This window comes from Meiothermus sp. QL-1, from assembly GCF_003351145.1.
Classification (GTDB): domain Bacteria; phylum Deinococcota; class Deinococci; order Deinococcales; family Thermaceae; genus Meiothermus.
Genome location: NZ_QQSV01000013.1, coordinates 1 through 14650, shown reverse-complemented (window position 1 = coordinate 14650; position 14650 = coordinate 1). Strand labels below are relative to the sequence as shown.

At 67.0% G+C, this 14650-nt stretch carries 13 protein-coding genes; 7 read left to right on the top strand and 6 right to left on the bottom strand.

Going from position 1 to position 14650, the window contains the following annotated elements:
* Window positions 1–14: 14 nt before the first annotated feature.
* From DV704_RS11205 to gatB, 3 genes are read right to left on the bottom strand one after another with little or no spacing between them, the layout of a single operon-like run.
* A complete protein-coding gene (locus DV704_RS11205; RefSeq protein ID WP_114799668.1) occupies window positions 15–647 on the bottom strand; it encodes a histidine phosphatase family protein in 633 nt (210 codons plus the stop codon).
* A 14-nt stretch (window positions 648–661) separates the two neighbouring features.
* Window positions 662–1669, bottom strand: coding sequence for a phosphoribosylformylglycinamidine cyclo-ligase (gene purM, locus DV704_RS11200; RefSeq protein WP_114799667.1), 1008 nt, complete (start codon window positions 1667–1669; stop codon window positions 662–664).
* On the bottom strand, window positions 1666–3090 hold the full coding sequence (gene gatB / locus DV704_RS11195) for an Asp-tRNA(Asn)/Glu-tRNA(Gln) amidotransferase subunit GatB (protein WP_114799666.1): 1425 nt from the start codon (window positions 3088–3090) through the stop codon (window positions 1666–1668). The genes purM and gatB overlap by 4 nt, the downstream gene beginning before the upstream one ends.
* Window positions 3091–3132: 42 nt before the next feature.
* On the opposite strand from gatB, the gene DV704_RS11190 reads away from it, so the two are divergent.
* From DV704_RS11190 to DV704_RS11160, 7 genes are all read left to right on the top strand, one after another.
* Complete coding sequence (locus DV704_RS11190; RefSeq protein WP_114799665.1) at window positions 3133–3696, top strand: cob(I)yrinic acid a,c-diamide adenosyltransferase; 564 nt, start codon at window positions 3133–3135, stop codon at window positions 3694–3696.
* A gap of 13 nt (window positions 3697–3709) precedes the next feature.
* Window positions 3710–6394: a PD40 domain-containing protein gene (locus DV704_RS11185; RefSeq protein ID WP_114799664.1), complete on the top strand. Its 2685-nt coding sequence runs from the start codon at window positions 3710–3712 to the stop codon at window positions 6392–6394.
* A 42-nt stretch (window positions 6395–6436) separates the two neighbouring features.
* Window positions 6437–7258, top strand: a complete 822-nt coding sequence (locus DV704_RS11180; RefSeq protein WP_114799663.1) for a sugar phosphate isomerase/epimerase — start codon at window positions 6437–6439, stop codon at window positions 7256–7258.
* Window positions 7259–7454: 196 nt separating this feature from the next.
* Window positions 7455–8270 carry a carbohydrate ABC transporter permease gene (locus DV704_RS11175; protein WP_114799724.1) on the top strand — a complete coding sequence of 272 codons (816 nt, stop codon included), beginning with the start codon at window positions 7455–7457 and terminating at the stop codon, window positions 8268–8270.
* Window positions 8263–9075 carry a carbohydrate ABC transporter permease gene (locus DV704_RS11170; RefSeq protein ID WP_114799662.1) on the top strand — a complete coding sequence of 271 codons (813 nt, stop codon included), beginning with the start codon at window positions 8263–8265 and terminating at the stop codon, window positions 9073–9075. The genes DV704_RS11175 and DV704_RS11170 overlap by 8 nt, the downstream gene beginning before the upstream one ends.
* A 20-nt stretch (window positions 9076–9095) precedes the next feature.
* Entirely contained in the window at window positions 9096–10391 is a 1296-nt protein-coding gene (locus tag DV704_RS11165; RefSeq protein ID WP_369911252.1) for an ABC transporter substrate-binding protein, read from the top strand.
* A 56-nt stretch (window positions 10392–10447) separates the two neighbouring features.
* Window positions 10448–11059, top strand: a complete 612-nt coding sequence (locus tag DV704_RS11160) for a lysophospholipid acyltransferase family protein (RefSeq protein WP_114799660.1) — start codon at window positions 10448–10450, stop codon at window positions 11057–11059.
* Here the strand turns inward: DV704_RS11160 and galE are convergent.
* Genes galE through DV704_RS11145 form a run of 3 tightly spaced genes read right to left on the bottom strand, consistent with a single transcriptional unit; the run spans window position 11028 to window position 14402 of the window.
* The gene (gene galE / locus DV704_RS11155; protein ID WP_199489984.1) at window positions 11028–12014 is read right to left on the bottom strand and encodes a UDP-glucose 4-epimerase GalE; all 987 of its coding nucleotides are present in this window, start codon (window positions 12012–12014) and stop codon (window positions 11028–11030) included. The genes DV704_RS11160 and galE overlap by 32 nt on opposite strands.
* Window positions 12015–12035: 21 nt before the next feature.
* Window positions 12036–12983, bottom strand: coding sequence for a UDP-glucuronic acid decarboxylase family protein (locus DV704_RS11150; protein WP_114799658.1), 948 nt, complete (start codon window positions 12981–12983; stop codon window positions 12036–12038).
* A complete protein-coding gene (locus tag DV704_RS11145; RefSeq protein ID WP_114799657.1) occupies window positions 12984–14402 on the bottom strand; it encodes a UDP-glucose/GDP-mannose dehydrogenase family protein in 1419 nt (472 codons plus the stop codon). It abuts the gene before it with no gap.
* Between the last annotated feature and the right edge of the window lie 248 nt (window positions 14403–14650).

The window sequence follows — 14650 nt, the reverse complement described above, 5'->3', positions numbered from 1 at the left end:
GCCGCTCAGGATAACTAGGAAAGGACCACCTCGTCCATGAGCCCCTCGGCCCAGGCCTCCAGATGGCCCACATCCCCCACCGAGAGCGCCAGCCCCTCGGGATAGAGGAGGCGGGTGATGGAGGTGTTCTGGATTTGGAACCTGCGCCAGGCCCCATTGTCCAGCCCCAGCACGATTTTGAGCGCGGCCCGAATCACCCCCCCATGGGTTACTACCAGCAAGCGACCATCGGGCAGGTCTCCTAGAAAGGCCTCCACCCGCGCGGCCAGGTCGGCCATGCTCTCTCCCCCGGGGCGCCTGGTGTTCCAGGGGTCCTGCTGGATGGCCCGGTGGAACTCCGGGTAGCGCAGCTCGCTTTCGCTGCGCAAAAGACCTTGCAGCTCTCCAGCGTAGATCTCGCGGATGCGGGGGTCGTAGACGGGGGTGAGACCCAGGGCCTCGGCGATGGGTTTGGCGGTTAGGGCCGCCCGCTGCAGGTCGGAGCTGTACAGGCCGTCGAAGGGGTGGCGGCAGGCGGCCAGCCGCTCAGCCACCCGGTAGGCTTGGCGCAGCCCCTCGGGGGAGAGGCCGACGTCGTAGTGACCCTGGAAGCGCCCTTCGGCGTTCCAGGGGGTTTCTCCGTGGCGCACCAGCCAGAGCTCTTTCATAGGAGGGCAGGGTATCAGGCGACGCGGACCCCTGACCCCTCCATGATATATCCCACCGGGTAGGCCTGGGGTAGTAGGGCCCGGGCCCGGGCGGCCATGGCTGGACTTAGCACCAGAATGTAACCAAGACCCATATTGAAGACCCGGTACATCTCGCCCTCCTCCACCTGGCCGGCCTCCCGGATGAGCTGGAAGATGGGGGGGATGGGGAAGCTGCCCCGCTGTATCTCGGCCCCGAGCCCCTCGGGCAGTACCCGCGGCAGGTTCTCGTAGACCCCCCCGCCGGTGATGTGGGCCATGGCCCGGATTTCGACCCCCTCCCGCTGGAGCAGGCTCACCTCCTCCAGGTAGCAGCGGTGCGGCTCTAGCAGGGCCTCAGCCAGCGAGCGGCCTTCAAGCTCACCTCGAGGCGCCTCCAGGTCCCACCCAGCGAATACCCGGCGGGCCAGGCTGTACCCGTTGGTGTGGAGCCCCGAGGAGGGCAAAGCCAGCAACACGTCCCCGGGCTGCACCTTTGTGCCGTCTACGATTTGCTCCCGCTCCACCACCCCCACGATGGTCCCGGCCAGGTCCAGCGCCCCTTCCTGGTAGACCCCCGGCATCTCGGCGGTCTCCCCGCCCAAAAGGGGGATGCCCACCGCCCGGCAAGCCTCGGCCAGCGAGGCCAGCACTGCAGCGAGCACCGCTTCCTCCAGCCTGGCGCTGGCGATGTAGTCCATGAAGAAGAGGGGCCGCGCCCCCTGGACCAGCAGGTCGTTCACCGCGTGGTTGACCAGGTCAAAGCCCAGGCCCTCGTAACGGCCGGTCTGGGCGGCCAGCAGGGTCTTGGTGCCCACCCCGTCGGTGGAGGCCACCAGCACCGGTTCGCGCAGGCCCCTGAGCTCAGGGACCGCCAGCATGCCCCCAAAAGCGCCCAGGCCGCGGATCACCCCCGGGGTATAGGTGGCCTCGATGCGCCGGCGGGCGGCCTGCAGGGTGCGGGCCTTCCGCTCGATGTCAACGCCGGCTTCCTGGTAGTTCAAAGCTCCACCCCCAGCATCTCCCCCAGCATTCGCTTGACCACGTCGGCTTTGGCCGTGCCCCGGGTCTCCCGCATGATAGGTCCCACCAGGGCGTTGGCGGCCTTGAGGTTCCCCGCACGCACCTGCTCCACCACTTTGGGGTTTTCCGCCACCACCCGCTCTACGATGGGCCTGAGCGCGCCCTCGTCGGCCACCGCCCGCAGGCCCCGCTCCTCCACCAGCCGCACCGGGTCAGCCCCCTGCATAACCTCCGGCAAAAGCTCCGAGAGCACCCGGTTGGTGATCTCCCGCCGCTCGAAGAGGGCGGCCAGCCGGGCCAGGTTCTGGGGGGTGAGGGCGGTGGCCTGCACCTCCAGGCCCTGCTCGTTGAGGTAGCCGGCCACCTCAGCGTTGAGCAGGTTGGCCAGGGTCTGGGGGTTGCCCGTATAAAGGCCCAGGGCCTGGTCGAAGAAGCGGGCCAGGGAAGCGTTGTAGGCCAGAATTTCGGCGTCGTAGGGGCGCACCCCGGCCCTCACGTAGCGGGCGTACTTCTCCGCCGGTAGCTCGGGCATGGCGGTTTTGAGCCGCTTCAGCCAGGCCTCGTCCACCACCAACGGAGGCAGGTCGGGGTCGGGGAAGTAGCGGTAGTCGGCCTCCTCCTCCTTGAGCCGGAGCACGTAGGTCTTGCCCGCGGCCTCGTCCCAGCCCAAGGTGGCCTGGGTCACCGGGCGGCCGCTGCGGAGGAGCTCCTGCTGGCGCCGGATCTCGTACTCCAGGGCCCGGGCTACGCTTTTGAAGGAGTTGAGGTTCTTGATCTCCACCTTGGTGCCCAAAGGCGCTCCCACCCGTCGAACCGAGACGTTGACGTCGGCCCGCATCTTGCCCTCTTCCGGGTTGGCATCGGAGATGCCCAGGGTTTGGGCGATTGAGCGAATGTGGACGAGGAAGCTGCGGGCCTCCTCCGGGGTGCGGAGGTCGGGTTCGGTGACCATCTCGATGAGAGGAGCACCGGCCCGGTTGAGGTCGATGAGGGAGTAGGGGGCCCCTTCGGGATGGATCGACTTGGCCGCGTCCTCCTCCAAGTGGATGCGGCGGATGCGCACCCGCCGGCCTTCCACCTCCAGGTAGCCGTCCTTGGCGATGGGCAGGTCGTACTGGGAGATTTGGTAGTTTTTGGGCATGTCCGGGTAGTAGTAGCTTTTGCGGTGGAACTGGGTCCAGGGGGCAATCTGGCAGTTGAGGGCCAGGCCGAAGAGGATGCCAAACTCCACTGCCTGGGCGTTGACCACCGGCAGCACCCCTGGAAGCCCCAAACAGACCGGGCAGGTGCGGGTGTTGGGCGCCTCGCCGAAGTAGTCGGCGGCACACCCACAGAACATCTTGCTCTGGGTCTTGAGGTGGAGGTGGATTTCCAGCCCCACCACGGCTTCGAACTCGGACATACCCCGAACATTATAGGCAGCCTGTAGGGGTAGAGTGGGGGTATGAAGATCTACACCCGAACCGGCGACCAGGGGGAGACGGGGCTGTACGGGGCCGAACGGGTGGGCAAGGACCACCCCCGGGTAGAGGCCTATGGCACCGTGGACGAGGCCAACAGCGCGATTGGGCTGGCCCGCTCCCTTCTGCCCCCGGCCCACCGCGACATCCAGGCCGACCTGGAGTACCTGCAGAACGCTCTCTTCGACCTGGGGGCCGACCTGGCCACCCGGATGGGCAGCCCCTATGAGCGCAACCTGGTTCGGATGGAGGCCGAGGATGTGGCCCGGCTCGAGGCCCTGATCGACCGCTACCAGGAGGAGGCCCCCCCCTTCCGGGGCTTCGTCCATCCTGGCGGCCACCCCGCGGCGGCGGCTTTGCACCTGGCCCGCACCATCGCCCGCCGGGCCGAGCGGCGGGTGGTGGCCCTCATGCGCCAGGAAGCGGTCAACGCCGAGGCTTTGCGCTACCTCAACCGGCTTTCGGACCTGCTCTTCACCCTGGCCCGGGTAGTCAACTGGCGGGAGGGGGTGGCCGAGGAGGCCTGGCTGGTCAAAAAGCGGCGCTAGCTATACTGGGCCCATGCACCGCTGGCTTTCCCTGGTGCTGCTGTTTTCCCTGGGCTGGGCCCAGTTCAACCCCACCCAGGCCTGGTTCACCCTGCGCACCGAGCACTTCGACATCCACTACCACCAGGGCCTGGAGCGGGTGGCGGCCGAGGCCGCGTTGCACGCCGAGCGGGCCTACGCCCTGCTGCGGGAAGAATTCGAGCCGCCCCCCAACCGGCTCAACCTGGTGCTGGGCGACGTGGGCGACGTTCTCAACGGTTTCGCCGACCCCACCCAGAACCTGGTTGGTATCTACACCGCGCAGTTCCGCATGGCCGACTGGTTCAACCCGCGCCTTTCCTCCTGGTGGGAGACGGTTATCTTCCACGAGGTGGCCCACCTTTTCGACCTGACCCAGGTGCGGGGCCCCCTCAGGGAGTCGACCCGTATCTTCGGCCAGCTCCCGGCCCAAAGCGCCATCAAACCCTTCCCCTTCGTGGAGGGGACGGTGCTTTACCTGAAGTACAAAAAGCTCGGGGCCTCGCGGCTGAACGATGCCACCACCCGCATGGTGCTGCGGCAGATGGTTCTCTCGGGGCGCTTTCCCAGCCTGGACGAGATCCGCCAGGCCTACAGCCGCACTACCTGGCCCCCGCTGGGCCTGCTGGCCTACAACTATGGTGCTTGGCTGGTGAAGTACCTGGAGGTGCGTTTCGGCCCGGACGCCTACCGCCGCTTCACCGAGGCCAACGCTGGGATGCTGGCTCTCAAGGACTTCAACGAGCCCTTTGTCCGGGCTTTTGGGCTCTCGCTGGACCAGCTCTATGCCGACTTTTTGCGCTGGCTTCCGGGAGAGTTTGCCGAGGAGATAGCCCGGATTCGCGCCCAGGGCCTTACCCAGGCAGAGAAGCTTACCCACCTGGGTTTCTACAGCGAGGGGGCCACCGATTCAGCGAGTGGCCTGGTCTATGCCCAAAGTTCACCGCTGCGCAGCGGGCTACGCCTGGTGGCAAACGCCCAGGACCGTGAGCTTTTGAGCGGTTTGGCCCGCCACCCCGAGTGGTCGCCGGATGGGCGCTACCTGCTCTATGTGGCCTCTCGGCGCGAGGGGCGGTACCACCTGAGCGACCTCTACCAGTACGACCGCCTGGAGGGCCGGGTAAAGCGCCTTACCCGGGAGGAGCGGGTGTATTACGCCCGCTATGCCCCCGACGGCAAGAGCATCTTTTTGGCCAAGAACACCCCGGACGGCTCCACCGAACTGGCCCGCTACTTCATCGACCTGGAGCGCATCCAGCCGCTGCGCAGCTTTCCTCACCAGGACGGGGTCATCCACTCCTTTGCGGTGGCCCCAGACGGCAACACCCTGGTGCTCGCTTTGCTGCGGCGGGGGGGGTTCCAGGACCTCTACCGCTATACCCTGGCCACGGGGGCGCTGGAGGCCTTGACCCAGGACAGAAACGTGGAGGCCGACCCGGTCTTCAGCCCCGATGGGCAGTACGTGATCTATAGCAGCGACGCAGGGGGGGTGTACAACCTCTACGCCTACCGCTTGGCCGACGGCGCGGTTTTTCAGGTGACCAACCTGCTCACCGGGGCCTACCAGCCGGCCATAGCCCACACCCGCCAGCAGATCATCTTTAGCGGCTACGACGAGACGGGGTACAACCTCTACCGAATGCCCTACGACCCCTCGAGCTGGCGGCGGGTGGAGCTTTCCCGCGAACCCCTGCCTCCCTTCCAGCCCCCAGCGCCCGCCCAGGGGGAGCCCTACAACCCCCTGGCCTACCTGCGGCCGCTTTACTGGTTGCCCCTGGGGCCGGAGGGGCCGGGGGTCTCGTTCGGGGCGGCCGACCCGGTGGGCCTTCACGCCTATGCGCTGCGGCTGGGCTTTGGTGGGGGCCTGGGGGGGGTCTTTTACGGCCTTACCTACCAGTATGCGGGGCTGGGGTTTCCTTTGCAGCTCCGCCTGCTGGGGGCAATGGGGCAGGATGCCCAGGGTGTGGGCGCTTTGTTCCCCACCCCAGAAGGCGGCCTGGAGCTGCAGTACACCCGCACCAGCCTGCTCGAGCCTGCCCTTGACCCCACCCGAAACACCGTGACCCACGCCTTCACCCTGGGGCTTTCCGCCGGCCAGCAGAGCGCGGCGGACCTCTCCCGCAGCCTGGCCCGCTTGCGCCTGCTGGGCACCGCTTTCCTGCGGGAGGGCAGCCCGGACTGGCGCTACCGGGTGCAGGGGGCCTTTGGGCTGCAGTTTCGTCTGCCGCTGGAAGCCTCGCATGTGATTGGGCTGCGGGTGGGGGGTGGTCTGACCACCTCGCCTTTGGCCTACGACGCCTTCGACCTGGGGGTCTCCCCCTTGGTGCTGGGGGAGAGGCCGGTGCTCTCGGTGCGGGGGTATGGGCCGGGGCGGCTGGTGGGGGCCCAGGCCCTGGTGGGCTCGCTCGAGTACCGCCTGCCGCCCCTGGCCATCGAGCGGGGCCTGGGCAACTGGCCCCTCTTTTTCGATGACCTGAGCCTCTCGCTCTTTCTGGACGCCGGGGTGGCTGGCTCGCCGCTGGACCTCTCCCAGGTCCGTTTCTCCTTAGGCGCAGAGCTGCGGCTGGGCCTGACCCTGTTCTACCTGGCCCCGGGCTCGAGCCTGGCCGTGGGGGCTGCGCAGGGCCTGGGGGAGGTGGGGCCCCGGTTCTACCTGGGCCTGGTGCTCCCGGGCCTTTAGGCCTTACCACGGGCTGACAGGGGGCCCGTAGCCTTGCTGCGTATGGAAAAGCCCCTGCCCGTCCTTGGTCTGGCCCTCCCCGGCGAGCTTTTGCCCGCCTACCGCGACTGGCTCTGGGAGCACGGGGGACGCGACCTGGAGATTCAGGACCCGGCCCGCCCCGAGGTGCTGGATGGCGACTGGAAGCCGCGGGTGGCCCAGCTCAGGGAGCTTTTGGCAGGCTACCCCGGGCGGATTGGCATCCACGGTCCCTACGATGGCCTCTGGATGGCCTCCTCCGACCCCTACGTGCGGCGGATGGTGGCTGAGCGGTACCGCCAGGGGCTCGAGTTCGCCGCGGAGCTGGGGGCCAGCCACATGGTCATCCACAGCCCCTTCCTCTTCTTCGGCCACCCCCAGATGGTCCATGCGCCCTCGAACGGGCTGGCCCGCGAGCTCGAGTTCGCCCATGACACCCTCGCCGCCGTGCTTCCGCTGGCCCGCGATTTGGGCCTAACCCTGGTCATCGAGAATGTCCGCGACACCAACCCCGCCCCGCTGCTGGTCCTGGTGCGCTCCTTCGACTCGGAGCACGTGCGCCTCAGTCTGGATGTGGGCCACGCCTATTTGATGCAGCAGATTGGGGGACCCTCCCCCGACCAGTGGGTGCGGGAGGCGGGCCCCCTGCTCGGACACCTGCACCTGCAGGACAACGATGGCCTTCTGGACCGGCACTGGCCCCCAGGGGAGGGGGGGATTCGTTGGGGGGCGCTTTTCCGGGCGTTGGCGGAGCTCGAGGTTCGCCCCCGGCTCATCCTGGAGGTGCGGCACGAGCGGCTGGCCGAGGCCGCGGCCTGGCTGGTGGGCCAGGGTTTGGCGCGCTAGAGGGTGTTGGGTCAGTAGGGTGTCAGGTGGGGCTTGAAAAAGGCCTGATGCGCCCGGGGGAATCTTTACCGAGAGAGGAGCCGCCGTGTCGGTTGAGCGACGAGAGACCCCCCAAGCGCCTTCCTGGCCCAGGCTGCACCTGCGGTGGGGCGAGGGCCTCGAGGCTGCCCTGCTGGTGGTGCCGGGCGTGGCCCTGATGCTTCTCTTCATCGTCTGGCCCACCCTGTCGGCCTTCTGGCTTTCCTTTCACCGAGAAAACCTCCTGGGCACCAGCCGGGAGTGGGTGGGCCTGGCCAACTACGCCGAGATGCTCAAAGACCCCGCCTTCTGGCGCTCGGTGGGGGCCACCTTCGTCTTTGCCGCCATCGTGGCCCCGGTGCAGCTGGTGCTGGGCCTGGTGGCGGCGCTGATGGTGGCCCGGCCTTTTCCGGGGGTGGGGTTTTTTCGCACCCTTTTCTTCCTGACCACCGCGGTGCCCACCGCGGTGGCCGCGGTGGCCTGGGGCTGGTTCCTGCACCCGGTGGGGGGAACGGCGAACCGCTGGCTTGAAGCCCTGGGCCTTCCCCGCCAGCCCTGGCTCACCAGCCCCGAGCTGGCCCTGCCCACCCTGGCCGTGGTGACCGCCTGGGCCGGGGTAGGCTTCACCGCCATCCTGCTCACGGCGGGGCTGCAGCAGATCCCCGAGGAGCTCTACGAGGCCGCCCGCATCGATGGGGCCGGGCCCTGGACCCAATTCTGGCGCATCACCCTGCCCCTGTTGTCGCCCACCTTGTTCTTGGTGGCCCTTCTGGTTCTGCTCTCGAGCCTCACCGCCTTCGGCCAGATTCACCTGCTCACCCGTGGGGGGCCCATGGAGAGCACCACGGTCTGGATCTACCGGGTCTACCAGGACGCCTTCTTCAACTTCCGCTTCTACTACGCCTCGGCCCAGGCGGTGGCCCTCTTCCTGGTGCTTCTGCTGCTGGCGGCCTTGCAGTTCCGCTTCTTCGGACGGAGGGTGCACTATGGCTAGGCTGGCGCGGCCCTTGTTCTACCTGGGGCTGGCGGCGTACGCCTTCCTGCTGGTCCTGCCCCTGCTGAACCTGTTCGTGGCCAGCTTCAAGAGCGACGGCGAACTGTTTGCCCCAGGCTTCTGGCCGGCCAACCCCACCCTGGAGCCCTACCGGGAGGCCCTGCAGAAGTACCCCCTGGCCCGCTACCTGCTCAACAGCCTGGTGGTGGCGCTGGGCACCACCCTGGGCGTGCTGCTCGTCTCGGCCACCCTGGGCTATGCCCTGGCCCGCATCCCCTTCGCCGGGCAGAGTGCTTTGTTTGGCTTTGTGGTGGCCCTGCTGCTCATTCCCGGCGAGGTGACCTTTTTGCCGCTCTACCTGTTGGTGCAGCAACTCGGCTGGCTCAACACCTACACCGCCCTCATCGTGCCCTTCATTGCCTCGCCTTTGGGCATCTTTCTATTGCGCCAATTCATCAAGAGCCTGCCCCAGGACCTCTTCGATGCGGCCCGCATCGACGGGGCGGGGCATTTGCGCATGCTCTGGCACGTGGCGCTGCCGCTTTCGGCCCCGGCGCTCGGAGCCCTGGCCGCCCTGACCTTTTTGGGGTCCTGGAACATGTACCTCTGGCCTTTGGTCACCATCAACCGCAGCGAGATGATGACCGCCCAAATCGCCATCGCCCAGGTGCAGAACGTGGAGGTCACGAGCTGGAACGTGGTGGCGGCGGCTGCGGTTTTGGTGCTCCTTCCCACCCTAATAGCCTTCCTGCTCGCCCAGCGCCTCTTCATCCGGGGCATCGCCCTGGGCGGGCTGAAGGGATAAGGAGGCAGCCTATGAAAAAAATGCTCGTGCTGTTGGCGCTGGCCCTGGGGGGTTTGGCCCTGGGGCAGCAACGGGTCACCATCGACTTCTGGCACTCCATGGGCGGGGTGCTGGGCGAGGCCACCGAGGCTTTGGTCAGGGATTTCAACGCCTCGCAGAACCGGATTACCGTGCGTAGCCAGTTTGTGGGCTCCTACGACGACGGCCTTAACAAGCTCAGGGCCGCGCTCCAGGCCGGCGGGCAGGGGCGGCCCCATGTGATCCAGGTCTACGATATCGGCGCGCGTTTCATGGCTGACTCCGGCGCGGTGCTGCCGCTGGAGGACCTGGCCCGGGCCAACAACTTCGACCTCTCCCAGTTCGTGCCCCAGCCGCGCAACTACTACACCGTGGACGGCAAGCTCTACGGCCTGGCCTTCAACAGCTCCAACCCCATCCTCTACTTCAACGCCCAGGCCCTGGAGCAGGCCGGCATCCCCTACCGCAACACCTGGAGCCTGGCCGACCTGGAGGAGGCGGCCCGCAAGCTCACCATCAAGGATGCCTCGGGCCGAACGGTCCGTTTTGGCCTGACCATGCCCATCGATAGCTGGTTCGTGGAGCAGTTCAGCTACAACTCGGGCCAGTTCTTCTGCAACAACGAGAACGGGCGTAAGGCCCGGGCCACCGAGGTCACCTTCAACAACCCCGCAGCGGTGGCCCTTTTGGACATGTGGGGCCGGCTGGTGCGGGAGGGGGTAATGGCCAACACCGGGCGCAACTGGGCCGACAGCCAGAGCCTCTTTGCCCAGGGCAACGCGGCCATCGCGGTCTACTCCACGGCCTCCCTGACCGGGGTTTTGCGCCAGATTGGGGGCCGCTTTCCCCTGCGCACGGCCTTTTACCCCTATCTGAACGAGCGCAACGGCACTGCAATTGGGGGGGCTGCGGTCTATCTGCTGCGCGGCTTCAGCGAGGCCGAGACCCAGGCCGCCTGGGAGTTCATCCGCTACCTCCTGCGCCCCGAGACCCAGGCCAAGTGGATTATCGGCACCGGCTACTTCCCGGTGGTAAAGGGGGTGGTGGAGCTGCCCAGCGTGCGCCAGGCCTACGTGCGCCAGCCCAACTACACCACGGCCCTCAGGCAGCTCGAGACCTCCAAGGTCAACACGGCCTCGGCGGGTTGCCTGATGGGCGGCTTCACCGAAATCCGCCAGATCGTGCAGTCGGCCATCGAGGAGACCATTCGGGGTAAGCCGGCCAAGCAGGCTCTGGACGAGGCCAAGCAGCGGGCCGACCAGGTGTTGGCCCGTTACAACGCCAGCGTGCGGCCCTGAGCTCGTTTTTGCCGGGGGTGGGGCCCAGGCCCCACCCTTTGGGTTAGGATGGCCGTATGCACCCCCCCTCCCTTGCGCCCCGCACCCTAAGGCAGCGCCTGGGCTTTTGGGCCCTGCGGCTTTTGGGCTGGACCCCGGTTCTGGCCCCCCCTCCGGGGCAAAAGTTCGTGCTGGTGGGCTACCCCCACACCTCCAACTGGGACTTCCTCTTTGCCCTCTTGTGGGGGCTGGCCTCGGGCACCCGCTTTCGCTGGGTGGGGAAGAAGGAGCTCTTTCCCCCCCTTCTGGGCTGGGTCATGCGGGGCCTAGGGGGGATTCCGGTGGACCGAGGGCGGGTAGGGGGCGATTTTGTGAAGCAGGTGGCCCGCCTTTTTGCGGGCTACGACAATCTCTGGGTGGTGGTGGCGGCTGAGGGGACCCGCAGCCGGGCAGCCCACTGGCGGACTGGGTTCTACTACATGGCCCTGGAGGCAAAGGTGCCCATCGCCCTAGCCTATCTGGACCGGACCACCCGGGAGGTGGGGGTGGGGGGGTATCTGGTGCCAACGGGCGACCTCGAGGCCGACTTCGAGCGGATTCGGGCTTTCTACCAGGGCAAAGTGGGGCTCAGGCCCGAGCGCCAGAGCCCCATTCGGCTCAAGCTGAGGACACCCGGGAATGACGGATAGCGAAGTTCCAGGCGGTGCGCACGATATCCACAATCTCCTGGTAGCGGGCCTCCCAGCCCAGGACCTTTTTGGCGAGGCTCGGGTCGGCCACCAGCACCGGTGGGTCGCCGGGGCGGCGAGGGGCCTCCTCGGCCGGCACCGGCCGGAGGGCCACCCGCTCCACCGCCCGGATGACCTCCCGCACACTGGTTCCCTGGCCGGTCCCGAGGTTGAGGGCCACCGGCTCACCCCCCTCCAGGAGGTACTGCAGGGCCCGCACATGGGCCGAGGCCAGGTCGTCGACGTGGATGTAGTCGCGGATGGCGGTGCCGTCCGGGGTGGGGTAGTCGGTGCCGAAGATTCTGACTGGGGGGCGGCGGCCCAGGGCGGCATCGATCACCAAGGGAATCAGATGGGTCTCGGGGTCGTGCACCTCGCCCAGCTCGCCCTCAGGGTCGGCCCCGCTGGCGTTGAAGTAGCGCAGCGCTACCCAGCGAAGCCCATGGCCTACCCCAAACCACTTGAGCATCCGCTCGCCCATGAGCTTGGTCTCGCCGTAGGGGTTGATGGGGGCCTGGGGGAAGTCCTCGCGAATGGGCACGGCGTGGGGGATGCCGTAGGTGGCGCAGGAAGAGGAGAAGACGATAGGTTGCACCCCCACCTCCACCATGGCCTCGAGCAGGTTCAGCATGTGGGCCACGTTGTTGCGGAAGTACTTGGCCGGGTTCTGCATGGACTCGCCCACGTAGGCGTAGGCGGCGAAGTGGATCACTGCCTCGATGCGGTAGCGCCGCAGGGCCTCCAGGATGGCAGCCTTGTCGGCCAGGTCAGCCTCCACGAAGGGCCCCCAGCGCACCGCCCAGCGGTGGCCGTAGACCAGGTTGTCGAAGACCACCGGGGTGAACCCGGCTCGGTGTAGGGCTTTTGCGGTATGGCTGCCGATGTAACCGGCGCCGCCAACGACCAGTACGTTCATAGTCAACCTCCGAAGCAAGGCTTAGCCCAGGGCCGGAGAACCCAGCACCTCCCGGAAGTACGCGATGGTGCGGGCCAGCCCCTCGCGCACCGGCACCCGGGGCTGCCAGCCCAGGAGGCGCTGGGCCAGGGTGATGTCGGGGCGGCGCTGCTTGGGGTCGTCCTGGGGTAGGGGCACGTGGACCAGGGTAGAACGACTCCCGGTGAGCTCGAGCACCAGCTGGGCCAGCTCGAGCATGGTGTACTCCTCCGGGTTGCCCAGGTTTACGGGTTCGGGGTAGTCCACCTCCATAAGCCGTCGGATGCCCTCGATTAGGTCGTCCACGTACTGAAAGCTGCGGGTCTGCCGCCCCTCGCCGTAGATGGTAAGGGGCTCGCCCTTCAGGGCCTGGGTGATGAAGTTGGTGACCACCCGTCCGTCCAAGGGGTCCATGCGGGGGCCGTAGGTGTTGAAAATGCGGATGATGCGCACCGGTATGCCCCGGCTGCGGTGGTAGGCCAGGGTCAGGGCCTCGGCGTAGCGCTTGGACTCGTCGTAGATTGAACGGGGACCGATGGGATTGACGTTGCCCCAGTAGCTTTCAGGCTGGGGATGGACCAGAGGGTCGCCGTAGACCTCGCTGGTGGAAGCCAGGAAGAACCGCGCCCCTTTGGCCTGGGCCAGCTCGAGCAGGTGTCGGGTGCCCTCGGCGTTCACCAAAAGGGTTTCGATGGGCAGCTTCAGGTAGCGGGGGGGGGAGGCTGGGGAGGCGAAGTGCATCACCCAGTCCAGCGGCCCCTCAACCGCCAGGGGTTTAGCCGCGTCGGCCTCGACGAAGCTGAAGCCGGGAAAGCCCGAGAGGTAGGCCACGTTTTGCCGCTGGCCGCTGGCGAAGTTGTCCACCCCCACCACCTGGTGTCCTTCACGCAGAAGGCGCTCGGCCAGGTGGCTCCCCAGAAAGCCTGCCACGCCGGTCAGGAGAATGCGCACTTAGCCCTCCGCCACCGCGCTGGGTGCTTGTACTTCCTCAGCCCCAGCCACCCCTACCCCCACGTAGCGGAAACCGGCCTGGACCAGCGCTTTTCTATCCAGGAAGTTGCGCCCGTCTACCACCAAGGGCCGGCGCATGATTTGAGCCAGCCCAGCCCAATCCAGCTCGCGGTAGTGGCGCCACTCGGTGACGAGCACCAGCGCATCGGCCCCCTCGGCCAGCTCGAGGGGGTCGTCCAGGTAGACGATGCCCAGGTCGGGGTAGCTCCGCCGGGCGTTCTCCAGGGCCACCGGGTCGTGGGCCCGCACCCGGGCCCCCCGTTCCAGCAGGCGGCGGGCGATGTCCAGCGCAGGTGCGTCGCGCAGGTCGTCGGTGTTGGGCTTGAAGGCCAGCCCCAGCAGGCCGATCACGCGCCCTTTGAGAATCTTGAGCTCCCGCTGCAGCTTCTCCACTATTCGCTCGCGCTGGCGGTAGTTGACCTCCCGCGCAGCCTGCACGATGGGCATAGCAAGACCGTACTCCTGGCCGGTGGCGATTAGGGCCGCGGTGTCCTTGCCGAAGCAGCTTCCCCCCCAGCCTACCCCAGCTTGCAAGAAGCGCGTGCCAATGCGGCTATCCAGCCCGATACCCCGCGCAACTTGGGTGATGTCGGCCCCCACCCGCTCGGCCAGGTTGGCGATCTCGTTGATAAAGCTGATCTTCACCGATAAGAAAGCGTTGGCCGCATACTTGATCAGCTCAGCCGAGGCCAGGTCGGTGGCAATCAGCGGTACCGCCTCCATGCGCTCGGGCCGGGGGGCGAAGGTAGGGGCGGGAAAGCTTTGCTCTACGAGGGGTCGGTATAGGTTGTAAAGCACCTCCAAGGCCCTAGGATCCTCAGCCCCCACCACAATCCGGTCGGGATAAAGTGAGTCGTGAATGGCCGAGCCCTCGCGCAAGAACTCGGGGTTGGAGGCCACGGCGAACGGGGCCCGGGCCTTTTTGCCGTTTCGGGCCTCGTAGGCCTCCTGTACCAAGGCCTCCACCCAGTTTCCGCTCCCAATAGGCACGGTGGACTTGTTCACCACCACCGCAAACCGGGGCCCCAGATGCTCGCCGATGCCTCGAGCGGCAGCCTGCACGTACTGCAGGTCGGGGCTGCCGTCCGGCAGGGAGGGGGTGCCCACCGCGATGAAGATGACATCCGCCTGGGGAACAGCCTCGGCGTAGCTTTCGGTGTAGCGAAGGTTGCTCCGGGCAGCCTGCATAAGTTCCTCCAGGCCGGGCTCGTAGATGGGGGCCTTGCCGGCCCGCAATAGGGCCAGCTTTTGGGGGTCCACATCCACACAGGTCACCTGATGGCCCAGGTAGGCCAGGGTAACCCCGGTGGTGAGGCCCACGTACCCGGTGCCAATTACCGCAACGTTTAGCGACTTCATCAGGGAATCCTCCGGCACGCCGCTGTTAGTTTACTATCCTTCTCTTCCCCTGCGGGTCCAGGTGTCACACCGCTACGCGAGAAGCGGCCACTTCACGCTCGAGCGTTACCGCTGCCACCCCCTTGACATCTTTTTGTGCATTTAGTACTCTTCTCGTTGCGCTTCCTTTTAGGGGCGCGGGGATCATGAAAAGCGGGCGGTGGAGCGGATAGCTCTAGCAGGGTCAAGATATGAGGGGCACACGGTGG